The following is a 26,416-nucleotide window of genomic DNA, read 5'->3' on the forward strand; positions in this document are numbered from 1 at the left end:
CGAAGGGTTTCTGGGGGGTAAACAGCAACTGCCTGTTCGGTTGCTGCCAGCATCGACTGAGTGATCCGGCGTCGGCTCCACGTATCGAGCGAGGTGACGTCATGAGTATCTTTAGCCACTTCCAACAACGCTTCGAGTCCACACGCCAGGAAGAATTCTCGCTGCAAGAGTACCTGGAGCTGTGCAAAAAGGACCGCAGTGCCTACGTTTCCGCCGCCGAGCGTCTCTTGCTGGCCATCGGAGAACCGGAGCTGCTGGATACTTCCACCAACTCGCGACTGTCGCGAATCTTCTCCAACAAGGTCATCCGTCGCTATCCGGCCTTTGAAGACTTCCATGGGATGGAAGAATGCATCGACCAGATCGTGTCGTATTTCCGCCATGCCGCCCAGGGACTGGAAGAAAAGAAACAAATTCTCTATCTGCTCGGCCCTGTCGGTGGCGGTAAATCGTCCCTGGCTGAAAAGCTCAAACAACTGATCGAAAAGGTGCCTTTCTACGCCATCAAGGGCTCGCCGGTCTTTGAATCACCTCTGGGTCTGTTCAACGCCACTGAAGATGGCGCGATCCTCGAGGAAGACTTCGGCATCCCACGGCGTTATCTCAACACCATCATGTCGCCGTGGGCGACCAAGCGCCTGGCCGAGTTCGGTGGCGATATCAGCCAGTTCCGCGTGGTGAAACTCTATCCGTCGATCCTCAACCAGATCGCCGTGGCCAAGACCGAACCGGGAGATGAAAACAACCAGGACATCTCGGCGCTGGTGGGCAAGGTCGATATCCGCAAACTGGAAGAATTCCCGCAGAACGACGCCGATGCCTACAGTTACTCCGGCGCACTGTGCCGGGCCAACCAGGGCTTGATGGAGTTCGTCGAAATGTTCAAGGCACCGATCAAGGTGCTGCACCCATTGCTGACGGCCACCCAGGAGGGCAACTACAACAGTACCGAAGGCCTGGGGGCGATTCCGTTTACCGGCATCCTGCTCGCCCACTCCAACGAATCGGAATGGCACACGTTCCGCAACAACAAGAACAACGAGGCGTTCATCGACCGGATCTACATCGTCAAGGTCCCGTATTGCCTGCGGGTCAGCGACGAAGTGAAGATCTACGACAAGCTGCTGTTCAACAGTTCGCTGGCCAAGGCCCACTGCGCCCCCGACACCCTGAAGATGCTGGCCCAGTTCACCGTGCTTTCTCGCCTGAAAGAACCGGAGAACTCCAACATCTACTCGAAAATGCGCGTGTATGACGGCGAAAACCTCAAGGACACCGATCCAAAGGCCAAGTCGATCCAGGAATACCGCGACAACGCCGGTGTCGATGAAGGCATGAACGGTCTGTCGACCCGTTTCGCGTTCAAGATCCTGTCCAAGGTCTTCAACTTCGACCCGCACGAAATTGCCGCCAACCCGGTGCATCTGCTGTACGTACTGGAACAACAGATCGAACAGGAACAATTCCAGGCGGAAACCCGCGAGCGTTACCTGCGTTACCTCAAGGAATACCTGGCACCGCGCTATATCGAATTCATCGGCAAGGAAATCCAGACCGCCTACCTCGAGTCTTATAGCGAATACGGCCAGAACATCTTCGATCGCTACGTGCTGTACGCCGACTTCTGGATCCAGGACCAGGAATACCGCGACCCGGAAACCGGCGAAATCCTCAATCGCGTGGCATTGAACGAGGAACTGGAAAAAATCGAAAAACCGGCCGGCATCAGCAATCCGAAGGATTTCCGCAACGAAATCGTCAACTTCGTGCTGCGGGCTCGCGCCAACAACAATGGCAAGAACCCGACCTGGCTCAGCTACGAAAAACTGCGGGTGGTCATCGAGAAGAAAATGTTCTCCAACACCGAAGACCTCCTGCCGGTCATCAGCTTCAACGCCAAGGCCAGCAAAGAGGACCAGCAGAAGCACAACGACTTCGTCACGCGCATGGTCGAGCGGGGCTACACCGACAAACAGGTACGGCTTCTTTCCGAATGGTACCTACGGGTCCGGAAGTCGCAGTGAAGCAGCGGCAAGCTTCCAGCTACAAGCTGCAAGGGAACAGCGGTTGATTCCCCAACTCGGGAATTGAAGGCGCTTTCGCTTGCGGCTTGAAGCTCACGACTTGAAGCTCCCCGGAGGGGCCTATGAGCTATGTGATCGACCGACGTCTCAATGGCAAGAACAAGAGCACGGTAAACCGCCAACGGTTTCTGCGGCGATACCGTGACCACATCAAGAAGGCTGTCGAAGAGGCGGTCAGCCGGCGTTCCATCACTGATATGGAACACGGCGAACAAATCAGCATCCCCGGCCGGGATATCGATGAGCCGGTGCTGCACCATGGACGCGGTGGCAAACAGACCGTTGTCCACCCAGGCAACAAGGAGTTCACCACCGGCGAACACATCGCCCGCCCACCAGGAGGCGGCGGTGGCCGAGGTCCCGGCAAGGCCGGCAATTCCGGCGAAGGCATGGATGAATTCGTCTTCCAGATCACCCAGGAAGAATTCCTCGAATTCATGTTCGAGGACCTCGAGCTGCCCAACCTGGTCAAGCGCAACCTGACCGGCACCGATACCTTCAAAACCGTGCGTGCAGGGATCAGCAACGAGGGCAACCCGTCGCGCATCAACATCATCCGCACCTTGCGCTCGGCCCATGCCCGACGCATTGCATTGTCCGGCAGCAGCCGGGCGAAATTGCGCGAAGCCAAGGAGGAACTGCTGCGACTCAAGCGCGATGAGCCGGATAACTTCGGCGATATTCAGGAAATCGAGGCGGAAATCGAAAAACTCAGTGCGCGTATCCACCGCGTTCCGTTCCTCGATACCTTCGACCTCAAATACAACTTGCTGATCAAGCAACCCAACCCCAGCTCCAAGGCCGTGATGTTCTGCCTGATGGACGTATCGGGGTCCATGACCCAGGCCACCAAGGACGTCGCCAAACGCTTTTTCATCCTGTTGTACCTGTTTCTCAAGCGTAACTACGACAAGATCGACGTCGTGTTCATCCGCCACCACACCAGCGCCCGGGAAGTGGACGAGGAGGAGTTTTTCTACTCACGGGAGACCGGTGGCACCATCGTTTCCAGCGCCTTGAAGTTGATGCAGGAGATCATGGCCGAGCGCTATCCCGCCAACGAATGGAACATCTACGCGGCGCAGGCCTCCGATGGAGACAACTGGAACGATGACTCGCCGATCTGCCGCGACATCCTGATCAATCAGATCATGCCGTTTGTGCAGTACTACACTTACGTCGAGATCACCCCCCGGGAACATCAGGCACTGTGGTTCGAATACGAGCGCATCGCCGAAGCCTTTTCTGACACTTTTGCCCAGCAACAACTGGTCTCGGCCGGGGATATCTATCCGGTCTTCCGTGAACTCTTCCAGCGCAGGTTAGTGACATGACCGCCAAAGAGCAGAAGCGCCAACCCATTTCCACCGGCTCTGAATGGACGTTCGAGCTGATCCAGGCCTACGACCGTGAAATCAGTCGTATTGCGGCTCGCTACGCGCTCGACACCTACCCCAATCAGATCGAAGTCATCACCGCCGAGCAGATGATGGATGCGTACGCCTCTGTCGGCATGCCGCTGGGCTATCACCACTGGTCCTACGGCAAACACTTCCTCAGCACTGAAAAATCCTACTCCCGGGGCCAGATGGGGCTGGCCTACGAGATCGTGATCAACTCTGACCCCTGCATCGCGTACCTGATGGAGGAAAACACCATCTGCATGCAGGCCCTGGTGGTGGCACATGCCTGCTACGGGCACAACAGCTTCTTCAAGGGTAACTACCTGTTCCGCACCTGGACCGACGCCAGCTCGATCATCGATTACCTGGTGTTCGCCAAGCAGTACATCATGCAGTGCGAGGAGCGCCATGGCATTGACGCCGTCGAGGACCTGCTCGATTCCTGCCATGCACTGATGAACTATGGCGTCGACCGCTACAAACGTCCTTACCCGATTTCCGCCGAAGAGGAACGCCGGCGGCAGAAGGATCGGGAAGAGCACATGCAGAAACAGATCAACGATCTGTGGCGCACCATCCCCAAGGGCGCCGACAAGTTCAGCGACAAGGACAATGCACGCTTCCCCGCTGAGCCGCAGGAAAACATCCTGTATTTCATCGAGAAACACGCGCCGCTGCTGGAGCCCTGGCAGCGGGAGATCGTGCGTATCGTGCGCAAGATTGCCCAGTATTTCTATCCACAACGCCAGACCCAGGTGATGAACGAGGGCTGGGCCACGTTCTGGCATTACACCCTGATGAACGACCTGTACGACGAAGGCCTGGTCACCGACGGCTTCATGATGGAATTCCTCACGTCCCATACCAGCGTGGTCTTCCAGCCTGGCTTTGACAGCCCTTACTACAGCGGCATCAACCCCTACACACTGGGATTTGCCATGTACCGCGACATCCGGCGCATGTGTGAAAACCCCACCGAAGAGGATCGCCGCTGGTTCCCTGAGATCGCCGGCAGCGACTGGTTGTCGACCATCAAGTTCGCCATGAGCAGCTTCAAGGACGAGAGTTTCATCCTGCAATACCTGTCACCCACGGTGATCCGCGACCTGAAACTGTTCAGCATTCTCGATGACGACCAGAAGGACGATCTGCTGGTGCCGGCCATCCACGATGAAGAGGGCTACCGCACCATCCGTGAAACCCTCGCCGCGCAATACAACCTGGGCAATCGTGAGCCCAACGTGCAGATCTACAGCATCGACCGCCGGGGCGACCGCTCCCTTACCCTTCGTCACCAGCAACACGACCGTAAACCGCTGGGCGAATCCACGGAAGAAGTGCTCAAGCACCTGCACCGCCTCTGGGGCTTCGACATTCATCTGGAGACCCTGCAAGGGGATCAGGTGATGAAAACCCACCACGTGCCACCCCGCAACGAACAAAGCGAAGGCGACTACGGCCGGCTGGACCTGGCCGTCATTCATCTCTGATCAAGGTTTGTGCCTCCGAAAGTTCGACACAAGGGTTATTCTGTCGGGCTAACGGAGGTTTTTTATGCAGATCTATAAAGTCGGTGGGGCCGTTCGTGATCGCCTGCTGGGCAAACCCGTCACCGATATCGATTGGGTCGTGGTCGGCGCCACCACCGAGGAAATGCTCGCCAAGGGCTTTCGCCCGGTGGGGGCGGATTTCCCTGTGTTTCTTCATCCCAAAAGCGGCGAGGAATACGCGCTCGCGCGAACCGAACGCAAGAGTGGGCGTGGCTACGGCGGTTTCACCTTTCACGCCAGCCCCGAAGTGACCCTTGAAGAGGACCTGATTCGCCGCGATCTGACGATCAACGCCATGGCCGAAGACGATCAGCAAAACCTGACCGACCCATACCACGGCCAACGCGACTTGCAAGCCCGCATTTTACGTCATGTTTCCCCGGCTTTCGCCGAAGATCCCCTGCGCGTATTGCGTGTTGCCCGCTTCGCGGCCCGCTATGCCGAGCTCGGATTCACCGTCGCCGCAGAAACCTTGGAACTGATGCGCGAGCTGAGCGAATCCGGGGAACTGCAGGCACTGACCGCAGAACGCAGCTGGAAGGAAATATCCCGGGCACTGATGGAAGACCAACCGCAGGTGTTCATCCAGGTGCTGCGCGAATGCAACGCCTTGAAAGTGCTGATGCCGGAAGTCGACGCACTGTTCGGCGTTCCCCAGCCAGAGGCCCATCACCCGGAGATCGACACCGGCGTACACACCCTGAGCGTGCTCGAACAAGCCGCACGACATCGACAACCCCTGACCGTGCGCTGGGCCTGCCTGCTGCATGACCTGGGCAAGGGGCTGACACCCGAGGACGAATGGCCCCGGCACATTGCTCACGAACACAGGGGCCTGAAGCTGATCAAGGCCGTTAACGAGCGCTTCAAGGCGCCGAAGGATTGCCAGGAACTGGCACTGCTGGTGGGCCAATACCACACGCACGGCCATCGAGCGCTGGAACTGAAGCCGTCGACCCTGCTGGAGTTGCTGCAAAGTTTTGATGTCTACAGGCGACCGCAGCGATTCGAGGAGTTTATTGCGGCCTGCGAAATGGACGCGCGAGGTCGCAAAGGCCTGGAGCAAAGAAGTTATCCACAGGCGGATTACCTGCGCGGGGCTGCGGATGCCGCTCGGGGCGTTGCGGTTCAACCGTTACTGGAAAAGGGATTCAAGGGGCCGGAACTGGGCGAGGCGATCAAGCGCGAGCGACTCAAGACACTGAAAGCCTACAAAGAGTCACGGCTGGCCTGAACCAGGCCGCTCCTCCTGTGGGAGCGAGCCTGCTCGCGATAGCAATCTCAGCCTGGCAGCAGGCTCGACGGCGTCAGCGGTTGCCCACGCCACTCAAACGCCACCGGCGCCAACACTTGATCGATCTGCGCTTCATCCCACAGCGCAGCAAAGTTCTTGCCCACACCCGGGTGCACAAGATCCGGCGCAATCAGCGACAACGGCCACAAGACAAAGGCGTTTTTCAGAATTTCAGCACGGGGCAGCGTCAAACCGTCGAAGTTGCCGACCAGATCGCCAAACAGCAGTACATCGATATCCAGCGGCAAGCCCTTGCGGTCCGGCGCATAGCGACCATTGTCCGCTTCGATGAACTTGAGCCGGCGGTCGAGCTCCATCAGCGGCAGATCGGTATAAGCCGACACCACAAAGTTGAAAAACGGGCCGCTCTTGATGCCCACCGGCTGGCTTTCGAATACCGCCGAGCAGCGTATATCCACCAGGAAGCCCGCCAGAGCTTCCAGGCCGGCCTGCAAATGGGTTTCGCGCTCGATATTGCTACCGAGACCAAGGTACACCTGAGTCAGCGGCATCCGCGCTCGATCTCCACGCCCACACCACCGGTCGCCGCCGCAACGGCACCTGGCTTGGTCAGCTTGAGGCGCATCCAGGGGATGTTGAACTCACTCATCAACACCGCCACCAGACGCTCGGCAAAGGTCTCGACCAGCTGGAACTGCGCTTGCTCGGCAAAGGCCTGGATACGCGCGGAGACGCTCGCGTAATCGAGCGCCAGGGTCAGGTCGTCACCGGCTGCGGCTGGGCGATTATCCCAGGCGAAACTCAGATCAAGACGCAGGCACTGTCGGATGCCTCGCTCCCAGTCGTAGGCACCGATCACGGTGTCAACTTCCAGGCCCTCGATAAACACTCTGTCCAAGCACTCTTCTCCGCTGCACGACAAGGGCGCAATGCGCCGTTAGAATCAGGGCGTCCTCGCCCGGAATAGTTAGCATGTTTTGGTTACTGGCGACTCTCGCCTACCTGCTCGGCTCGCTGTCCTTCGCCATTTTGCTCAGCCGACTGACCGGAAACCCCGATCCGCGAATGAGTGGCTCGGGCAATGCCGGCGCCACCAACATGCTGCGCCTGGCTGGCAAAAAACTCGCCATCCTGACCTTGATCGGCGACCTCTGCAAAGGCCTGTTGCCCGTACTGATAGCAGGATTTGCCGGCCTTTCGCTGCAAGAACAGGCCTGGATCGGCGTCTGCGCCGTCATCGGCCACCTGTTCCCTCTGTACTTTCGCTTTCGCGGCGGCAAAGGTGTCGCCACCGCTGCCGGCATGTTGCTGGGCCTCTACCCGCCTGCGGCGCTTCTGGCGGTGTGTGCCTGGCTGCTGACGTTTTACCTGACCCGCACCAGCTCACTCGCCGCCCTGATCGCCACGCCGTTGACCCTGCCACTGCTGGCCTGGCAAGAACCGGCGGCCCTGCTGCCCATGAGCGCACTCACGGGGCTGATCGTCTGGCGTCATCGCGGCAATCTACGCGACCTGTTCGCCGGGCGCGAACGGCATTTTTAGAGGCCGGACCTGAGCAGCGCTCATCCAGCCCGCCCCTCATAGCCCCGACAGTTGTTCCATCGGCCAACGTGCCTGCACGCTGATCGCCAGGCTTTCGTGCTGGCCGGCCTGCAAACGCTGGCAACCGGCGAACGCGATCATCGCGCCGTTATCGGTACAGAATTCCGGACGGGCGTAGAACACATCGCCGTTCATGTCGCCGAGCATTTTCTCCAGCGAGGCGCGCAACGCCTTGTTGGCGCTGACGCCGCCGGCAATCACCAGGCGTTTCATACCCGCCTGCTTCAGGGCACGCTTGCACTTGATGGTCAAAGTCTCCACCACGGCTTCCTGGAACGCCAGCGCGATGTCGCAACGGACTTGCTCGCTGTCGTCCCCGGCGCCAACGCTCTGCTGCCAGGTGTTCAACGCGAAGGTTTTCAGTCCACTGAAGCTGAAGGCCAGGCCTGGGCGATCGCACATCGGACGGGGGAAGGTGAAACGCCCTGCAACGCCTTGCGCTGCCAGGCGGGCGATTTCCGGACCGCCGGGATAATTCAGGCCCATCATCTTCGCCGTCTTGTCGAATGCCTCACCGGCCGCATCATCGAGACTCTCGCCCATGAGCGTGTATTGGCCAATTCCGTCGACCTGCACCAGCTGCGTATGCCCGCCCGACACCAACAAAGCGACGAACGGAAACTCCGGCGGTTTTGCCTCCAGCATTGGCGCCAGCAAATGGCCTTCCATATGATGCACGCCCAGCGCCGGAATGCCCCAGGCGAACGCCAGCGCCTGGGCACAGGAAGCCCCCACCAGCAGCGCCCCGACAAGCCCGGGGCCCGCGGTGTAGGCGATTGCGTCGATTTCCGTTGGCACGCAGCCCGCCTCGGCCAATACCTGACGAATCAACGGCAGCATGCGCTTGACGTGATCACGCGACGCCAGCTCCGGCACGACGCCACCATAGGCGCGATGCAGGTCGATCTGACTGAACAGCGCGTCGGCCAGCAGGCCGCGTTCACTGTCGTATAAAGCGACGCCGGTTTCGTCGCAGGAAGTTTCCATTCCCAGTACTAGCATGGGTTTGCGCCTTGTTTAGGCTGAATTCGAAGGCGCGCATAATAGTCGCCGCGTGAGGCCCCGACCAGCGGTTTTCGATCAGAGGCTTTGCATTCCGAGCGATGAGGGGTTAACATCCGCAACCCTTAAAAACCGACGTCTTCAAGTGCTCTTTTGCCGCGAGGATGTTGACCCCGGTAATGAATGAAGGTAGCTCTGGATGCCAGCCGTCAAAGTAAAAGAGAACGAACCCTTCGACGTAGCTCTGCGTCGTTTCAAGCGCTCCTGCGAAAAAGCCGGTGTACTGGCTGAAGTTCGTAGCCGCGAATTTTACGAGAAGCCAACTTCTGAGCGTAAGCGCAAGGCAGCTGCTGCTGTTAAGCGTCACGCCAAGAAAGTTCAGCGCGAACAGCGCCGCGCCGTTCGTCTGTACTAATACACAGACGATCGTCGCAAGCTTCTGCCAAGCCCGGCCCTCAGCCGGGCTAATGGCATTTGCGGACAACGCTTGATGCTTCACCGTCAAAGCCGCACACGCGACCGAGACGAACTGCTTCACCGCGTCAGACCTGGCTTTTTGCCAGCGGTGCACGTCATTTCTGACGAGCCTTTCAAGGCTACTGACGAGCACACCCACTGATTCCTCTCACGACGATCAGCCCAAGGCACCGCTTGCGTGCCGCATGATGAGCTATCCGAGACCCATGATGGGTCGTCGCCGGATTCAGCGAGAAACACTTTCAAATAGTCGAATACTGATTGGAATTAACGTCAGTGGATTTTCGGCAGATACACTTCCCGACAGCGATTACGCAGACGACACTGGTTGAGCCGCACACTTTGCGTGCTTCAAACAACGACCCGCGCCCGTCCGCCCATCGCAACGGACCTCCTACAGTGCAGACGACGAGAACGCCATGGCCGGGCTGATCCCCCAGAGCTTCATTGACGACCTTCTGAACCGCACCGACATTGTCGATGTGGTCAGCTCGCGCCTGCAACTGAAAAAAGCCGGCAAGAACCACACGGCCTGCTGCCCGTTTCATAAAGAGAAAACCCCGTCTTTCAGCGTCAGCCCCGACAAACAGTTCTATTACTGCTTTGGCTGCGGCGCTGGCGGCAATGCCCTCGGCTTCATCATGGACCACGACAACCTGGACTTCCCCCAGGCCGTCGAAGAACTGGCCAAAGCCGCGGGCATGGAAATACCCCGGGAAGAAAGCGGCAGAGCACGCAAACCGCGACAGCCAACCGATTCGCCACTGTATCCGCTGCTCTCGGCCGCCGCCGATTTCTACCGCCAGGCCCTGAAAAGCCATCCAGCGCGCAAAGCCGCCGTGGATTACCTGAAGGGTCGCGGACTGACGGGCGAAATCGCCCGGGACTTCGGCCTCGGCTTTGCCCCGCCTGGCTGGGACAACCTGTTCAAGCACTTGAGCAGCGATACCCTGCAACAAAAGGCCATGATCGATGCCGGCCTGCTGATCGAGAACGCCGAAACCGGCAAACGCTATGACCGCTTCCGCGATCGTGTGATGTTTCCGATCCGCGACAGCCGTGGGCGCATCATCGCGTTCGGTGGACGGGTACTGGGCGATGACAAACCCAAGTACCTGAACTCGCCGGAAACCCCGGTCTTCCACAAGGGTCAGGAGCTTTACGGCCTATACGAAGCACGCAAGAACAACCGCAATCTCGACGAAATCATTGTCGTCGAAGGCTACATGGACGTGATCGCCCTCGCCCAGCAGGGCCTGCGCAACGCCGTGGCCACCCTCGGCACGGCCACCAGTGAAGAACACTTGAAACGACTGTTCCGCGTCGTGCCCAGCGTGCTGTTCTGCTTTGACGGCGACCAGGCGGGGCGCAACGCCGCCTGGCGAGCCCTGGAAGCGACACTGTCGAGCCTGCAGGACGGTCGCCGCGCCCGCTTCCTGTTTCTGCCCGAAGGCGAAGACCCGGACACCCTGGTTCGCTCGGAGGGCACCGATGCTTTCCGCGCCCGAATCAACCAGCATGCACAACCGCTCGCCGACTATTTTTTCCAGCAACTGACCGAAGAGGCCGATCCGCGCTCGCTCGAAGGCAAGGCCCACATGGCCACCCTCGCAGCGCCATTGATCGACAAGGTCCCAGGCGCCAACCTGCGCACCCTGATGCGCCAGCGCCTGCTGGAAATCACCGGCTTGAGCGGTGAAGCGGTGAGCCAACTGGTACACAGCGCACCGCAGGAGGCGCCGCCCGCCTACGACCCCGGCATGGACTATGACGCCATGCCCGATTATTCCGACTTCCACCAGCCCCAGGACGCATTCGCGCCCCAGCAGGAATGGACGCCGAAGAAACCCGGGGCCGGCGGCAAGAAATGGGACAAGAAACCCTGGAGCAAGAACGGCAAGCGTGGTGACCGCGAGGAGTATGCCCCGCGCACGCCCGTGGCGGTGGAAGCGCCGACGCTGATTGCCCTGCGCACGCTGATCCATCACCCGCAACTGGCCGGAAAGGTCGAGAGCGCCGATCATTTTGCCAACGAAAGCAATGTTTACGCCCAGGTACTGATCGCCCTGATCGAAGCGGTGCAGAAAAATCCTCAGCTAAACTCTATTCAATTGATGGCGCGCTGGCACGGCACCGAGCAAGGTCGCTTGTTGAGGGCATTGGCAGAAAAGGAATGGCTGATTAGCGGCGATAACCTTGAACAGCAGTTTTTAGACACCATTACTAGGTTATCTGCGGGTCAACACACGCAGACCCTGGACGAACTTATCAAGAAAGCACGACAGCCGGGTTTATCGGCTGAAGAGCAAATCCAGATAGCAAAACAGATGCGTGACCTTTTAAAACAGAATGTTTCCGCATCAAACCCGACCTCAACTGGCGCGTGAGGTCACAGCTCAGGTATAATCCTCGGCTTGTTTTTTGCCCGCCAAGACCTTCAGTGGATAGGGTGTTATGTCCGGAAAAGCGCAACAGCAGTCTCGTATTATTGAGTTGATCAAACTGGGTCGTGAGCAGAAGTATCTGACTTACGCCGAGGTCAACGACCACCTGCCTGAGGATATTTCAGATCCAGAGCAGGTGGAAGACATCATCCGCATGATCAACGACATGGGGATCCCCGTACACGAGAGTGCTCCGGATGCGGACGCCCTTATGCTGGCCGACGCCGATACCGACGAAGCCGCAGCCGAAGAGGCAGCAGCAGCGTTGGCAGCGGTGGAAACCGACATTGGTCGCACCACCGACCCCGTGCGCATGTACATGCGTGAAATGGGTACGGTAGAGCTCCTCACACGTGAAGGCGAAATCGAAATCGCCAAGCGTATTGAAGAAGGCATCCGTGAAGTGATGGGCGCCATCGCGCACTTCCCTGGCACGGTTGACCACATTCTCTCCGAGTACACTCGCGTCACCACCGAAGGTGGCCGCCTGTCCGACGTTCTGAGCGGTTATATCGACCCGGACGACGGCATTGCCCCGCCGCCTGCGGAAGTGCCACCGCCGGTCGACTCGAAAGCCGAAAAGGCCGACGACGACTCCGACGATGAGGAATCCGAAGGCTCGGATGACGAAGAAGAAGCCGAAAGCGGTCCGGATCCGGTCGTTGCTGCACAGCGTTTTGGCGCTGTCGCCGACCAGATGGAAATCACCCGCAAGGCGCTGAAAAAGCACGGCCGTGACAACAAGGCGGCGATTGCCGAACTGTTGGCCTTGGCCGAGCTGTTCATGCCGATCAAGCTGGTTCCGAAGCAATTCGAAGGCCTGGTCGAGCGCGTTCGCAGCGCTCTGGATCGCCTGCGTCAGCAGGAACGCGCAATCATGCAATTGTGCGTGCGTGATGCCCGCATGCCGCGTGCCGATTTCCTGCGCCAGTTCCCGGGCAATGAAATCGACGAAAGCTGGACCGATGCACTCGCCAAAGGCAAAAGCAAATACGCTGAAGCCATTGGTCGCCTGCAACCAGACATCATTCGTTGCCAGCAGAAGCTGACCGCGCTGGAAGCCGAAACCGGCTTGACCATCGCCGAGATCAAGGACATCAACCGTCGCATGTCGATCGGTGAGGCCAAGGCCCGCCGCGCGAAGAAAGAGATGGTCGAAGCGAACTTGCGTCTGGTGATCTCCATCGCCAAGAAGTACACCAACCGTGGCCTGCAATTCCTCGACCTGATCCAGGAAGGCAACATCGGCTTGATGAAAGCGGTGGACAAGTTTGAATACCGTCGCGGCTACAAGTTCTCGACATACGCCACCTGGTGGATCCGTCAGGCGATCACTCGCTCGATCGCCGACCAGGCTCGCACCATCCGTATTCCGGTGCACATGATCGAGACGATCAACAAGCTCAACCGTATTTCCCGCCAGATGCTGCAGGAAATGGGTCGCGAACCGACTCCGGAAGAGCTGGGCGAACGCATGGAAATGCCTGAGGACAAGATCCGCAAGGTATTGAAGATTGCCAAAGAGCCGATCTCCATGGAAACCCCGATCGGTGATGACGAAGACTCCCATCTGGGTGACTTCATCGAAGACTCGACCATGCAGTCGCCGATCGATGTCGCCACCGTTGAGAGCCTCAAGGAAGCGACTCGCGAAGTGCTGTCCGGCCTCACTGCCCGTGAAGCCAAGGTACTGCGCATGCGTTTCGGCATCGACATGAATACCGACCACACCCTCGAGGAGGTTGGTAAACAGTTCGACGTGACCCGTGAGCGGATTCGTCAGATCGAAGCCAAGGCGTTGCGCAAGCTGCGCCACCCGACGAGAAGCGAGCACCTGCGCTCCTTCCTCGACGAGTAATCACAAAACCCCCGGCCCAGCCGGGGGTTTTGCTTTCTGCAGATAAAACTCCCCCGCACGCCTCCCTCCGCCGAATAGCCCGTCTACACTCGAAGCATTCCCCGAGCCATAACGAGACCGTTATGACCAGACTGCCGACCGTGCTTTTTCTGCTGTCGATGATGAACTGGACTGCAACGGCTGGCGCGCTGACTCTGACCGACGAAGAACGTAGCTGGCTGACCGCCCATCCGGACTTGCGCCTGGGTGTCGATGCGTCTTGGCCACCTTTTGAGTTCCGCGACGAACAGGGCCGTTACCAGGGCCTTGCAGCCGACTACATCGACCTGATTCGCGAGCGGCTGGCCATCAAGCTCACGCCCATCGAGCCCGTGAGCTGGACGGAGGTACTGGATCAGGCCAAACACGCCAGACTCGACCTGCTGCCAGGCATCATGTCGACGCCGGAGCGTCAGGCCTACCTGTCATTCACGCGCCCCTACCTCGACTTTCCGATCGTCATCCTCGCCCACGTGGGCGGTGCTCAGCCGCGCAAGATCGAAGACCTGTACGGGCTGAAAATCGCCGTGGTGGAAGACTACGCGCCCCATGAACTGCTGCGAACCCATCATCCCGATCTGAACCTGGTGGGCATGCCCAACGTCGCCTCGGCCCTGCAGGCGCTGGCGACCGATGAGGTGGACGCGGTGGTCGGCGATCTTGCTTCCAGCGTCTGGAGCCTGCGTCAGCTCAAGCTGGACGGGCTTTATGTCAGCGGCGAAACGCCCTACCGCTACCAGTTGGCCATGGGTGTGCCCAAGGACAACAGGATTCTGGTAGGCATTCTGGACAAGGTGCTGGCGGACATGGCACCGGAGGAAATCAGCGCCATCCAGGAACACTGGATCGGCAACGTCCTCGACCACCGCACATTCTGGTCCGATCTGCTGGTGTATGGCCTCCCGGGCCTGCTGTTGCTGGTGACCGTGCTGGCGGTTGTGATCCGCATCAACCGGCGCCTGAGCTCGGAGATCGCCCGGCGCGTCGACCTGGAACAGGAACTGCGCAGCAGCGAATACCATTATCGCGGGCTGGTCGAGAGCCTTTCGGCCATCGCCTGGGAAGCCCGCATCACCGACTTCACCTACAGCTACGTGTCGCCCCACGCCGAAGAACTGCTCGGTTACCCCCTGTCCCACTGGCTGATCCCGGGGTTCTGGCGCAACATCATCCACCCGGCCGACCTGACCCGCGCCCAGTCCTTCTGCGATCACGAAGTGCTCGCCGGGCGCGATCACAGCCTCGATTACCGGGTCATCACCGCCGACGGCCGCTGCCTCTGGGTGCGCGACATCGTCAGCCTGATCGAGCACGGCCATGAACCGGTGATGCGCGGCCTGATGATCGACATCACCGATGCCAAGCGCACCGAGGAAGCCTTGCGCCTGTCGGAGCAGAAATTCGCCTCGGTGTTCCAGCAGTGCCCGGACATCCTGGTCATCGCACGCCTCTCCGACGGCTGCCTGCTGGAGGTCAACGAAGCGTTCGAAGAACAGATCGGGCTCAAGGCTGAAGAAGTCATCGGCCAGACCGCTACCGACCTCAACATCTGGGGCATTCCAGGCGTTGGACCGGGGCTCTTGCAGCGTTTGCAGGCTGGCAGCATCCGCAACCTGGAGATGCTGTTCCGACGCAACAACGGTCAGGTGTTCACCGGCCTGATCTCCGCCGAACCCTTCGACCTCGACACCACGCCGGCGCTGGTGGTCGTGGTACGCGACATCAACCAGCTCAAGGAAACCCAGCAGCAGCTGCAAACGTCCGAAGAAAAGTTCGCCAAGGCCTTCCATGCCTCACCCGACGGCCTGCTCCTGTCGCGCCAGAGCGACGGTTTGCTGCTGGAGGTCAACGAAGGTTTCAGCCGCATCACCGGATTCAACAGCGCAATGTCGGTGGACCGTTCTTCCCTGGAGCTGGGCATCTGGGTCAACCTCAACGAACGCAAGCAGATGCTCGACCTGCTGCACCGCGACGGCTTTGTCCGCGACTTCAGTTGCCATATCCGTCGCAGCGACGGGCAGATCCGCCTGTGCGAGGTCTCCAGCCGGCCGCTGCCGATTGGCGATGAAGACTGCATGCTGACCATTGCCCGGGACATCACCGAGCGGCACCTGATGCAGGAAAAACTGCAACAGGCTGCCACCGTTTTCGAAAGCACCGCCGAAGGCGTGCTGATCACCGACACGCAGCAGCACATCAGCGCCGTGAATCGGGCCTTTACCGAAATCACCGGCTACAGCGAAAGTGAAGCCCTGGGCCACACCCCGCGCCTGCTCGCCTCCGGGCTGCATGACAGCGCGTTCTACGCCGCCATGTGGCATCAATTGACCGCCGAAGGGCATTGGCAGGGGGAAATTTCCAACCGCCGCAAGAATGGCGAGTTGTACCCGAGCTGGCTGACCATCAGCGCCGTACGCAACCGTGACAAGTTCGTCACCCACTTTGTCGCCGTGTTCGCGGACATTTCCAGCCTCAAGCACGCGCAGGCCAAGCTCGATTACCAGGCCCACCACGACCCCCTGACCGGCCTGCCCAACCGCACCTTGTTCGAAAGCCGTCTGCTGGGCGCACTCAACTGCCAGCGAGAGAACGGCGGCCAGGGCGCCGTGCTGTTCCTCGACCTCGACCGGTTCAAGCACATCAACGACAGCCTTGGCCACCCGGTGGGCGACCTGCTGCTCAAAGGCATCGCCGTGCGCCTCAAGGAGCAATTGCGCGACATCGACACCGTGGCGCGACTGGGCGGCGACGAGTTCATCATCCTGCTGCCGGGCCTGCAGCAGGCCAGTGACGCTGACAACATCGCCATGAAACTGCTCAATTGTTTCTCGGCGCCGTTCCAGGCCGGCGAACATGAGTTCTTCATCAGCGCCAGCATCGGCACCAGCCTGTATCCCAAGGACGGTTGTGACGTCGCCACCCTGGTCAAGAACGCCGACGCGGCGATGTACCGGTCCAAGGCCAAGGGGCGCAACCGGATCGAGAGCTACACCCGCGACCTGACCGCCCAGGCCAGCGAACGGGTTGCTCTGGAATACGAACTGCGCCGGGCCATCGAACGCAATGAACTGCTGCTGCACTATCAGCCGAAAATCAGCCTCGAAGACAATCGCCTGGTGGGCGCCGAAGCCCTCCTGCGCTGGCGTCACCCGACCTTCGGCGACGTGCCGCCAGAACACTTCATTTCGCTGGCCGAAGAAAACGGCATGATCCTGCAAATCGGCGACTGGGTGCTCGAAACCGCCTGCCGGCAGATGTACGAATGGGGCCTGACGTACGAGTGCCTCGGCCCCTTGTCGGTCAACCTCGCGGGCGCGCAACTGCGCCAGCCCAACCTGCTCAGCCGGATCGAACAACTGCTCAAGGACAACCGCCTGCAGCCTGAATTGTTGCAACTGGAAATTACCGAAAACTTCATCATGAGTCAGGCCGAGGAAGCGCTGGCGGTGCTGCACCAACTCAAGCACCTGGGCGTGCAACTGGCCATCGATGATTTCGGCACCGGCTACTCGTCCCTGAGCTACCTCAAGCGGCTGCCGCTGGATATCCTCAAGATCGACCAGTCCTTCGTCCGGGGCCTGCCGGATGACCCCCATGACGTGGCCATCGTCCGCGCGATCATCGCGCTGGGGCGCAGCATGCAATTCACCGTGATCGCCGAAGGTGTCGAGACACTGGCCCAGCAACAATTCCTCGCCCAGGAACGCTGCGAACAGATCCAGGGCTACATCGTCAGCCCGCCCGTGTCCGCAGACGAATTCGCCGCGACCTTTCTTCGCGTGGCCATATCGGATTTTTCGGATAGCACAGCCGAGAAACCGTCGCTATAATCCGCGACCTACTGAGGGCCTATAGCTCAGTTGGTTAGAGCAGAGGACTCATAATCCTTTGGTCCACGGTTCAAGTCCGTGTGGGCCCACCATACTCAAAGCCGCGCACTGCGCGGCTTTCGTGTTTCTGGGTGGCACTCATTTCCGGCCTCTCAAACTGCAAAAACGCCAAAAGTGTCCACAAATCGTCCACGTTGGATGTTCTCATGCCTAACCATTTCAACGTCTAGTGACGATCCACGCAGACGCCTTGGCTCGCTCGTTCTCGGGTCGAGATGGCCAGCACGTGATCATATGCTCGTGGAACAGCTGAACGTGCGCCCCATTGCACCGGCGATCTTTTCGCCCGTGGCTTGATGGTGGCTGTACGTAGGGCGCCCTCGGGCGCGCCGGCTTTGCTGTGTTCCCCGGTCTGCTAACCTGCGTGCAGCCGCCACCCTTTCGGTTTAGCAGTCGGAAGGATGGCGCCCAATAGAGAACACACTTATGTCTAAAGCGACTCCCAACCCCCGAAATGCGGACGATGCGTCCGCACATGAAAAGATCGATCCTCAAAAGCCCGACGAAGCCACTCAGAGCCTCGCCGATGAAGATCTCCTCTCCAACGCCGACATCCGCGCCACCCGGCGCACGCCTCCCACGATGTTCATCGTCAATCCGGACGTTCATGTCATCGACCTGCTGGGCAGCGTGAGCGAGTCGCTGGCTTCGGCCAGCGTGATCACCCTGGATGTCGCCGACCGCGAAACCGGCACCAGTCGCAACTCGCTGCTGGGCATTGCTCAACTGGTGATGTTGGCGGAGATTTCGGTAAACCGGGCGCTGGGTCAACTCGACCCTCATGCACCTCAGTGACCGCAAAAAAAGAGCTCGCGCTCCGTGGTTCTTCGGTTGCTGTCACTCGGGAAACCACGGATTTCGTTCAATGTTACGTCCGGAACGAGCGGCCCGGCGGGCCTCTAAAAATATGAAGCTACGGACGTAAAAAAATGTTTCCGACTGCTACAATTCCTTCGAATCGCGTTGTGTTAACTTCAACGGACAGCAGAAAAATGGCGTCAGCAATTTTCAGGGTCTGACGGGCGCCCGGCAGGACATCTCAACATAACGGTCAAGGGTTCCTGTGAGGGGAATATGATTAAAGAGCCATACATCCTTTTCACAAGAATCCCGATTATAAAGGACGAACAAGGCAATCTATTTACAGATGCCTTGTGGGCCAAGGACATAGAACTTCACCTGGACTATATACAAAACTTCGGAATTTGCTGCCCCGTTGAAAAAACCAACGATGTCGAGGGACTGCAAAACATAACCAGCCTGAATATAAAGTGGCTTTTTGCGCTGAAGAACGACTACGGATTAACTTCAGTGCTGAAGAACCTGATCCCGAACTTCATCACCGCCATCAAGGCCTGCAAAAAAGCCAGGATCGTTCACTCCGACGGCGCCGGCTGGGCATTCCCACTCTCCTTTTATCTGTTGCCGCTCAAGCCGATTTTCCGTTTTCAATGGATTATCGTCATCGAGTCTTCATTCTGGATGCTGGGTCAGGGCGAAGCCAGGACCTTCCGGAAAACGGTGGAGCACTACGCGCATAAAATCCTGTTGAAACGCTGCCTGAAGTTGGCAAACGCACGGATATTCACCCAGTCTTTCTACAGGGAATATTTCTTGGGCGACGATGACAGCCGAGCGTTGATCAACCATGCCACCTGGGTCGACAAAAAGCACATCACGACCCCGGACGCGGTCAACAGAAAGTTCGTAGAGCGGCACGACGGCGCACTCAATATTTTCTACCCCTCACGTCTGGTCATGGATAAAGGTGTCCTGGTTGTGCTGGACGCCATAGAGCAACTCAAACACGACAACTTGAACGTCAATATCACCATCATGGGCTCTGGGGACCTGAAAGAGCATTGCCAGCGCTTTGCAGCCCAAGACCACGGCGGTATCAAGGTCAACTTCCAGAACACGGTCAATTACGGCGAAGACTTCTTCAACGCTATTGCCCAGCATGACTGGCTGCTGGTCCCGACACTCAAGCAGGAGCAGCCCAGGATCATTTTCGATGCGTTCAGCCAGGGCGTTCCGGTCATCGGTTCGGACACCTCCGGGATCCTGGACATCACGAACAAGGACAATGCGCTCACGTTCGAAACCGGTAACCCTGCCAGCCTGGCAGAGGTTATTCGCCACGCCGCCCGACATTCCGAACTGGGCTTGAAAATGGGCCTCGCCGGTTTGGCATACGCGACGGGTAAGACGCATTTGCAGATGCATCAGGACCGCGAAGCATTCCTGAAAAACAGCCTGAAGCTCCATGCCAGCCCACAAACCTGAGCCACGCCTTTAACGACCCTCGAGCGCCAGGCCGAGGATCAGGTTTCCAGCACTGGAATGGTGTGCACACACGGAAGCGCTTCAAGCCTTTCACGGGTAAAAACCACCTCGTAGGTATCCGCCGCCCGCCCCCACTGCTCGACGATGGCCATGCCGTCGACCAGCAGGCTTGCCAATTCGATGATCGTTTGTGCCAGATGTTCGACGAGGGTTTGGGTCCGCTCCCAGATCCGATCCGTTATCGACTTGAGCTCAGCTTCGATGCGCCCGGATGACCCGGGATCGGTTCCGGCGAAGGTGATATTGCGCAGCAGGTGCTGCAGCTCCTTGATTTTCGCGTAATCCTGTTCCGCCCCCAACGCCCCCTTGAGGATGGCCACCGCTTTGGATTTGTCGACGCGGGCTGACGAGAGTGTCTGCGCCATGACGCCCGCGAAGAGCACCATCATCCGGGCTTCCAGGTGCGTCTGCATGACCGCCATCGACGCAATGGGCCGGGCGAGGGTAATGGCGGCGCCCCCGCGATGCCGCAAGTCCAGGGTCACGCTCAGGCTGACGCCACCGGTTGCAAACCCCAGGGCACGAGCGATGACGTAATGGCCCATTTCATGACGGGCGATCTGTAGCGCATGCGCGCGCACGGCGCTGGGCATGTTCCTTGTCATTTCGTCGCCTCGCCTCTTCGATTTCGCATTCGACTACGCCCGACGGTGGCTGTCCATCCCATAAATGGCCTGCACGGTGTTCATCGCGGATCCGGTCCGTGCCTGTAACATGGCGTCTTCTGGATCTGTACCGCTGGAGCCCACCCTTGCCTGACGTCCGCCCACCCGTTCTTGACGAAATCGACCGCCAACTGATTGCGGCCCTGCAGATCAATGCCCGTGAAAGCGTGGCCATGCTTGCCCGGCAATTGGGCATCGCGCGCACCACCGTGACGTCGCGCCTGGCACGCCTGGAAAAGGCCAAAGTGATTACAGGATACGGCGTGCGCCTGGGCCAACGGGTGGTGGACGGCGGTTTGCAGGCCTATGTCGGCATCACGGTGCAACCCCGTTCCGGCAAGGAGGTGCTGCGTCGCCTCAGCGCCATGGCCCAGGTGCAGCAGTTGTGTGCCGTCAGTGGCGAGTTCGATTACGTGGCCTGGCTGCGCACCGACTCGCCCGAACAGCTGGATCAACTGCTGGACCAGATCGGCAGTGTCGACGGGGTGGAGAAGACCACCACCTCGATCATCCTGAGCAGCAAGATCGATAGGGGGCAGCCGGTGTGACGGGTTCGCGATGAGGGAGCATCAGCTTCCTTTGGCGGTGCTTGGACTACCGCTTTCGCGAGCAAGCCCGCTCCCACATGGATTCAATATGCAGTTTGTAATCGTCATTTTGACCAATAGACAGGCAAAACGACGACACTTTGCATCTTATTAACGTGTTGTACGCTCTCTAGAATGGCTGCCATCTTTTCCTATACTCAGACGCGCACTCCGCGTCCGAATGCCAAAGGCCAGCCATGAACAAGATCAATCGCCACCCTGCAGACGGCAAGAAACCTGTCACCATTTTCGGACCGGACTTCCCGTTTGCCTTCGACGACTGGATCGAACACCCGGCAGGCCTTGGCAGCATTCCTGCGCAGCATCACGGCGCTGAAGTGGCAATTGTCGGCGCAGGTATCGCCGGCCTCGTGGCGGCTTACGAATTGATGAAGCTGGGGCTCAAGCCTGTCGTCTACGAAGCGTCGAAGCTGGGCGGGCGCCTGCGATCGCAAGCCTTCAACGGCACCGACGGCATCGTCGCCGAGTTGGGCGGCATGCGCTTTCCAGTCTCGTCCACGGCGTTTTATCACTATGTCGACAAACTGGGCCTTGAGACCAAGCCGTTCCCTAACCCCCTGACGCCAGCCTCGGGCAGCACCGTCATCGACCTTGAAGGCAAAACCCATTACGCCGAGAAGCTGAGCGACCTGCCCGCCCTCTTCCAGGAAGTGGCAGACGCCTGGGCGGATGCACTGGAGGCCGGTTCGCAGTTCTCAGACATCCAGCAAGCGATTCGCGAACGCGACGTACCGCGTCTCAAAGCCTTGTGGAACACCCTGGTTCCGCTGTGGGATGACCGCACCTTCTACGATTTCGTGGCCACCTCCAAGGCCTTCGCCGAGCTGTCGTTTCACCACCGCGAAGTGTTCGGCCAGGTTGGTTTCGGCACCGGCGGCTGGGACTCGGACTTCCCGAACTCGATGCTGGAAATCTTCCGAGTGGTGATGACCAACTGCGACGATCACCAACATCTGGTCGTAGGCGGCGTCGAGCAGGTGCCGCAAGGTATCTGGCGGCATGTGCCCGAGCGTTGTGCCCACTGGCCCACCGGCACCAGCCTGAAATCCCTGCACCGGGGCGCGCCGCGCTCGGGTGTGAAGAAAATCGCCCACGCCGCCGATGGCCGGTTTGCGGTGACCGACAACAATGGCGATACCCGCGAATACGCGGCGGTGCTGACCACTTGCCAGAGCTGGCTGCTGACCACCCAGATCGAATGCGACGAAACCCTGTTCTCGCAAAAGATGTGGATGGCCCTGGACCGTACCCGCTACATGCAATCGTCGAAAACCTTCGTGATGGTCGACCGCCCGTTCTGGAAGGACAAGGACCCGCAGACCGGTCGTGACCTGATGAGCATGACCCTGACCGATCGCCTGACCCGTGGCACCTACCTGTTCGACAACGGCGACGACAAGCCCGGCGTGATCTGCCTGTCGTACTCGTGGATGAGCGACGCGCTGAAAATGCTCCCGCACCCGGTGGAAAAACGCGTGGAGCTGGCGCTTAACGCGCTGAAAAAGATCTATCCGAACGTGGACATCGCGGCGCGCATCATCGGCGACCCGATCACCGTGTCCTGGGAAGCCGACCCGTATTTCCTCGGTGCCTTCAAAGGCGCACTGCCGGGGCACTATCGTTACAACCAGCGCATGTACGCGCACTTCATGCAGGACGACATGCCCGCCGAGCAGCGCGGGATCTTCATCGCTGGTGATGACGTTTCGTGGACGCCGGCGTGGGTCGAAGGGGCGGTGCAGACCTCGCTCAACGCGGTCTGGGGCATCATGAAACACTTCGGCGGTGAAACTCACGCCGAGAACCCGGGTCCAGGAGATGTGTTCAACGAGATCGGTCCGATCGCCCTGCCCGAGTAGGAGAAACCCCAAATGCGCGTAGCCCTTTACCAATGTCCACCGCTGCCCCTGGACGTCGCCGGCAATCTGCAACGCCTGCATCAACTGGCACTGGAGGCCAAGGGTGCCGACTTGCTGGTGCTGCCGGAGATGTTCCTGACCGGCTACAACATCGGCGTCGACGCAGTCCGCGTGCTGGCGGAGGTGTACAACGGTGAATCGGCCCAGCAGATCGCCCGCATCGCCAAAGCGTCCGGGCTGGCCATTTTGTATGGCTATCCCGAGCGCACCGAGGACGGGCAGATCTACAACGCCGTGCAGTTGATCGACGCAAACGGCGAACGTCAGTGCAACTACCGCAAGACTCACCTGTACGGCGACCTCGACCGCTCGATGTTCAGCGCCGGGCGGGATGATTTTCCGCTGGTGGAGCTCAACGGCTGGAAACTCGGCTTCCTGATCTGCTACGACCTGGAGTTTCCGGAAAACGCCCGACGCCTGGCCCTGGCCGGTGCCGAACTGATCCTGGTGCCAACGGCCAACATGGTGCCCTACGATTTCGTCGCCGACGTCACCGTGCGCGCCCGGGCCTTCGAAAACCAGTGCTACGTTGCCTATGCCAATTACTGCGGCAGCGAAGGCGACATCCAGTATTGCGGCCAGAGCAGCCTCGCCGCCCCCGATGGCAGCCGCATTGCCCAGGCCGGCCTGGATGAAGCGTTGATTGTCGGTGAGCTGGATCGCCAGTCGATGAGTGATTCCCGCGCAGCCAATCGCTACTTGCTCGATCGCCGTCCGGAGCTTTACGGCGAGCTGAACAAGCGCTGATCCGCTAGCATGGGCGCTTCTCTGTCCTGGAAGTGCTCATGGCCGCGTTGAATCCCCTCCGCCCCCACACCGAAACTCTGGCCAACGGCTTGCGGGTGACCTTGCGTCATGCCCCGGACTTGAAGCGTTGCGCGGCGGCGCTGCGGGTGGCGGCGGGCAGTCACGATGTGTCGCCGGCGTGGCCAGGCCTGGCGCATTTCCTTGAGCACCTGCTGTTTCTCGGCACCGAGCGTTTTCCCGCCCCCCAGGGGCTGATGGCCTATGTGCAAGGCCATGGCGGGCAGGTCAATGCCAGTACCCGCGAACGCACGACCGACTTCTTTTTCGAATTGCCGCCCCAGGCATTCAGCGCCGGGCTTGAGCGCCTGTCGGACATGCTCACCCACCCACGCATGAATCCGGACGACCAGCAGCGGGAAAGGGAAGTGTTGCACGCCGAATTTCTCGCCTGGTCGCAGGATGAACGGGCGCAACAGCAGCAGGCACTGTTCGACGGCTTGTCGCCCAGTCATCCGCTGCGGGGTTTTCACGCGGGCAACCGCGACAGCCTGGCCGTTGAGCAAGCGGAATTTCAGCAAGCGCTGAAGGATTTCCACCGGCGGTTCTATCAGACGGGGCAGATGACATTGAGCCTGGTTGGCCCGCAGAGCATCGAAGAACTGAGGCAGCTGGCACTGGGGTTCGGCGCGGTGATGACCGAAGGGCAACACATCGCACAAACTTCACCGATGCCGCTGATGGCATCCGCTGACAGCTGCTATGAGAAAAACAGCGAGCAACGCCTCGACCTGCTGTTTGCCCTTGAAGATCTGCCACCTTCCTCGGGCGAAGCGCTGGCATTCTTGTGCCAATCGCTGAACGTGGCAAAACCCGGCGGGCTGCTGGCTCATCTGCGGGCCCATGATCTGGCCGGGCATTTGAAGGCGCAGGTGCTGTATCGGTTTGCCGATCAGGCGGTGTTGCACCTCGAGTTCACCACAACGGCAGAGGCGAGTGTGATTCGCCAGAAGCTGCTCGACTGGCTGGGCTTCTTCGCCGCCCAGCAAGACTGGGACCGGCTGCGCGCGGAATACGCCGTTGTGCTTGAGCGTCAGCAACAGGTCAGCGGCGCGTTGCAACGGGCTCGACTCGACAGCGAGCAGCTTGAGCCTGGCCTGTCCGAGCAAGGGGTTGCCGCACTCAAACACCTCTTGAAGGCCATTGGTGCTGTGGATAACTTCAGCGACGAATGGCACCTGCCCTCTCCCAACCCGTTCTTGCGCATCGAAGCCTCAGCGCCAAATGCCGGGCTGATTCGCGGACAAACCAGCAAACACCGCGGCCTGCGAACCTTCGCCCAGGACCGCTCGCGCAGCCGTCGCGAACAGTCACCGATGCAATTCAGCCTGGCCTTGCCGGATCACACGGCACAGGGTGCGCTCTACCTGCGCTGGCGACTTGAGGCACGCCCTCTGTCGCGCCTGCAACGGCATCTGGAAAACCGGCTGCAACCGCTGTGCGAAGAAGCGCGCCAGGCCGGCGTCGAAGTGTCTTTCAGTGCTGCAGGCAATGAATGGCTGCTGAAAATGACCGGGTTGCAGGAGCCGATGCCGAGCGTCCTGCAACAGGTGCTGAAAGACCTGACGACACCTGCCGATTACCTGCCTGAGGAACAACCGAAAAGCCCTGCGCTGATGCCCATCAGGCAACTGCTCAAGGCAATGCCCGATCAAGGTCTTGAACACACGGGGTCCTCTGATGATGCGCAGCACCTGTGGTCGAGCGCACGCTGGGAAGGCCTGGCCATCGGCTTGTCAGCGCAGACACAGGCGGCATTGGGGCTCGCCTTGAGCCGCGCGCCGGGGGTTGCCGACCATCAACCCTGCGCGCCCGCCTCGATCAACCGGCAACGGCTGTGGACGACCGTCGACACCGGCACAGGTGAACACGCGCTGTTGCTGGTGTGCCCGACGGCGACGGCGACGGCGGACCTCGGCGACGAGGCCGCGTGGCGCCTGCTGGCGCTGGTCTTGCAGACGCCGCTCTATCAGCGCCTGCGCGTGGAACTGCAATTGGGTTATGCGGTGTTCAGTTCCCTGCGCCAGGTCCATGGGCAGACCGCCATCCTGATCGGCGTGCAATCGCCGGGCACCGCGCCCTTGCAGTTGCTCGAACACATCGAACGCCTGCTTGGCGAACTGCCTGACCTGATCGAGGCGATGGACGACGCCCGTTTCGTCATTCAACGCCAGGCGCTGGCCGATCAGTTCGATCTGGCCGCCCTGCCCCTGGAGCAAGCTGCCGAACTGCTCTGGCAGGGCAAGCAGGCAGGCCGCTCGTCGGATTACCTGACGCAGCTGGTTTTCGCGATCCAGGCCATCGAACGCCCGCATCTGGTTGCCGCCGCCCATCGGCTGGTTCACGCCGAAGGGGGCTGGCGCTGCCTGGCCAACAGTTCAAAACCACCGGCGTCATGGCAGGTGACAAAATGATCGTTACCTCTGATGCAAAGAGCTTTTTCCGAGAATGCAGGCCACTCAATTGTAAA

The 26,416-nt window shown here is 59.8% G+C and carries 19 protein-coding genes and 1 tRNA gene; 16 read left to right on the forward strand and 4 right to left on the reverse strand.

What is annotated here, in order from left to right; translation table 11 throughout:
• The first annotated feature begins 101 nt into the window (after nucleotides 1–101).
• The 4 genes from QIW53_RS20925 to QIW53_RS20940 all read left to right on the forward strand — a co-directional run bounded on the left by QIW53_RS20925 (nucleotide 102) and on the right by QIW53_RS20940 (nucleotide 6,271).
• A complete protein-coding gene (locus QIW53_RS20925; protein WP_192306502.1) occupies nucleotides 102–2,024 on the forward strand; it encodes a PrkA family serine protein kinase in 1,923 nt (640 codons plus the stop codon).
• Between the two features lie 122 nt (nucleotides 2,025–2,146).
• Nucleotides 2,147–3,418: a YeaH/YhbH family protein gene (locus tag QIW53_RS20930; protein ID WP_371051519.1), complete on the forward strand. Its 1,272-nt coding sequence runs from the start codon at nucleotides 2,147–2,149 to the stop codon at nucleotides 3,416–3,418.
• On the forward strand, nucleotides 3,415–4,977 hold the full coding sequence (locus QIW53_RS20935; RefSeq protein WP_371051520.1) for a SpoVR family protein: 1,563 nt from the start codon (nucleotides 3,415–3,417) through the stop codon (nucleotides 4,975–4,977). Before QIW53_RS20930 ends, QIW53_RS20935 begins: the two co-directional genes overlap by 4 nt.
• 64 nt (nucleotides 4,978–5,041) lie before the next feature.
• Nucleotides 5,042–6,271 (forward strand): multifunctional CCA addition/repair protein, encoded by a 1,230-nt coding sequence (locus tag QIW53_RS20940; RefSeq protein ID WP_371051521.1) that lies wholly within the window; start codon nucleotides 5,042–5,044, stop codon nucleotides 6,269–6,271.
• A gap of 47 nt (nucleotides 6,272–6,318) precedes the next feature.
• Here the strand turns inward: QIW53_RS20940 and folK are convergent, their stop codons facing one another.
• Together folK and folB are read right to left on the reverse strand one after the other, a co-directional pair.
• The gene (folK, locus tag QIW53_RS20945) at nucleotides 6,319–6,843 is read right to left on the reverse strand and encodes a 2-amino-4-hydroxy-6-hydroxymethyldihydropteridine diphosphokinase (protein WP_371051522.1); all 525 of its coding nucleotides are present in this window, start codon (nucleotides 6,841–6,843) and stop codon (nucleotides 6,319–6,321) included.
• Nucleotides 6,834–7,190: a dihydroneopterin aldolase gene (folB, locus tag QIW53_RS20950; protein WP_371051523.1), complete on the reverse strand. Its 357-nt coding sequence runs from the start codon at nucleotides 7,188–7,190 to the stop codon at nucleotides 6,834–6,836. Before folB ends, folK begins: the two co-directional genes overlap by 10 nt.
• Nucleotides 7,191–7,264: 74 nt before the next feature.
• Here folB and plsY point away from each other — a divergent pair, with 74 nt between their 5' ends.
• A complete protein-coding gene (gene plsY, locus QIW53_RS20955; protein ID WP_109635333.1) occupies nucleotides 7,265–7,834 on the forward strand; it encodes a glycerol-3-phosphate 1-O-acyltransferase PlsY in 570 nt (189 codons plus the stop codon).
• Nucleotides 7,835–7,870: 36 nt separating this feature from the next.
• On the opposite strand, the gene tsaD is transcribed toward plsY, so the two are convergent.
• Nucleotides 7,871–8,896, reverse strand: coding sequence for a tRNA (adenosine(37)-N6)-threonylcarbamoyltransferase complex transferase subunit TsaD (gene tsaD, locus QIW53_RS20960; protein WP_371051524.1), 1,026 nt, complete (start codon nucleotides 8,894–8,896; stop codon nucleotides 7,871–7,873).
• Between the two features lie 199 nt (nucleotides 8,897–9,095).
• On the opposite strand from tsaD, the gene rpsU reads away from it, so the two are divergent.
• The 7 genes from rpsU to QIW53_RS20995 all read left to right on the forward strand — a co-directional run bounded on the left by rpsU (nucleotide 9,096) and on the right by QIW53_RS20995 (nucleotide 19,890).
• Entirely contained in the window at nucleotides 9,096–9,311 is a 216-nt protein-coding gene (gene rpsU / locus QIW53_RS20965) for a 30S ribosomal protein S21 (protein WP_002551877.1), read from the forward strand.
• A 481-nt stretch (nucleotides 9,312–9,792) separates the two neighbouring features.
• Nucleotides 9,793–11,760, forward strand: coding sequence for a DNA primase (gene dnaG, locus QIW53_RS20970; protein ID WP_371051525.1), 1,968 nt, complete (start codon nucleotides 9,793–9,795; stop codon nucleotides 11,758–11,760).
• Nucleotides 11,761–11,827: 67 nt separating this feature from the next.
• On the forward strand, nucleotides 11,828–13,675 hold the full coding sequence (gene rpoD, locus QIW53_RS20975) for an RNA polymerase sigma factor RpoD (protein WP_371051526.1): 1,848 nt from the start codon (nucleotides 11,828–11,830) through the stop codon (nucleotides 13,673–13,675).
• A 122-nt stretch (nucleotides 13,676–13,797) separates the two neighbouring features.
• Nucleotides 13,798–17,544, forward strand: a complete 3,747-nt coding sequence (locus QIW53_RS20980; RefSeq protein WP_371051527.1) for an EAL domain-containing protein — start codon at nucleotides 13,798–13,800, stop codon at nucleotides 17,542–17,544.
• Between the two features lie 15 nt (nucleotides 17,545–17,559).
• Nucleotides 17,560–17,636: transfer RNA gene (locus QIW53_RS20985), tRNA-Ile, on the forward strand.
• A 394-nt stretch (nucleotides 17,637–18,030) separates the two neighbouring features.
• On the forward strand, nucleotides 18,031–18,399 hold the full coding sequence (locus tag QIW53_RS20990; RefSeq protein ID WP_371051528.1) for a DUF6124 family protein: 369 nt from the start codon (nucleotides 18,031–18,033) through the stop codon (nucleotides 18,397–18,399).
• A 279-nt stretch (nucleotides 18,400–18,678) separates the two neighbouring features.
• The gene (locus QIW53_RS20995; protein ID WP_371051529.1) at nucleotides 18,679–19,890 is read left to right on the forward strand and encodes a glycosyltransferase family 4 protein; all 1,212 of its coding nucleotides are present in this window, start codon (nucleotides 18,679–18,681) and stop codon (nucleotides 19,888–19,890) included.
• 38 nt (nucleotides 19,891–19,928) lie between these two features.
• Here the strand turns inward: QIW53_RS20995 and QIW53_RS21000 are convergent, their stop codons facing one another.
• Nucleotides 19,929–20,555 (reverse strand): peptidase M41, encoded by a 627-nt coding sequence (locus QIW53_RS21000; protein WP_371051530.1) that lies wholly within the window; start codon nucleotides 20,553–20,555, stop codon nucleotides 19,929–19,931.
• A gap of 146 nt (nucleotides 20,556–20,701) precedes the next feature.
• Here QIW53_RS21000 and QIW53_RS21005 point away from each other — a divergent pair, with 146 nt between their 5' ends.
• The 4 genes from QIW53_RS21005 to pqqF all read left to right on the forward strand — a co-directional run bounded on the left by QIW53_RS21005 (nucleotide 20,702) and on the right by pqqF (nucleotide 26,360).
• A complete protein-coding gene (locus tag QIW53_RS21005; protein ID WP_192306529.1) occupies nucleotides 20,702–21,163 on the forward strand; it encodes an Lrp/AsnC family transcriptional regulator in 462 nt (153 codons plus the stop codon).
• A gap of 236 nt (nucleotides 21,164–21,399) precedes the next feature.
• Nucleotides 21,400–23,082, forward strand: a complete 1,683-nt coding sequence (locus QIW53_RS21010; RefSeq protein WP_371051531.1) for a flavin monoamine oxidase family protein — start codon at nucleotides 21,400–21,402, stop codon at nucleotides 23,080–23,082.
• Between the two features lie 12 nt (nucleotides 23,083–23,094).
• On the forward strand, nucleotides 23,095–23,889 hold the full coding sequence (locus QIW53_RS21015; RefSeq protein ID WP_371051532.1) for a carbon-nitrogen hydrolase family protein: 795 nt from the start codon (nucleotides 23,095–23,097) through the stop codon (nucleotides 23,887–23,889).
• 38 nt (nucleotides 23,890–23,927) lie between these two features.
• A complete protein-coding gene (pqqF, locus tag QIW53_RS21020; protein WP_371051533.1) occupies nucleotides 23,928–26,360 on the forward strand; it encodes a pyrroloquinoline quinone biosynthesis protein PqqF in 2,433 nt (810 codons plus the stop codon).
• Nucleotides 26,361–26,416 lie beyond the last annotated feature (56 nt).

The sequence above is a fragment of the Pseudomonas fluorescens genome (assembly GCF_041354075.1).
GTDB classification, from domain to species: domain Bacteria; phylum Pseudomonadota; class Gammaproteobacteria; order Pseudomonadales; family Pseudomonadaceae; genus Aquipseudomonas; species Aquipseudomonas fluorescens_CE.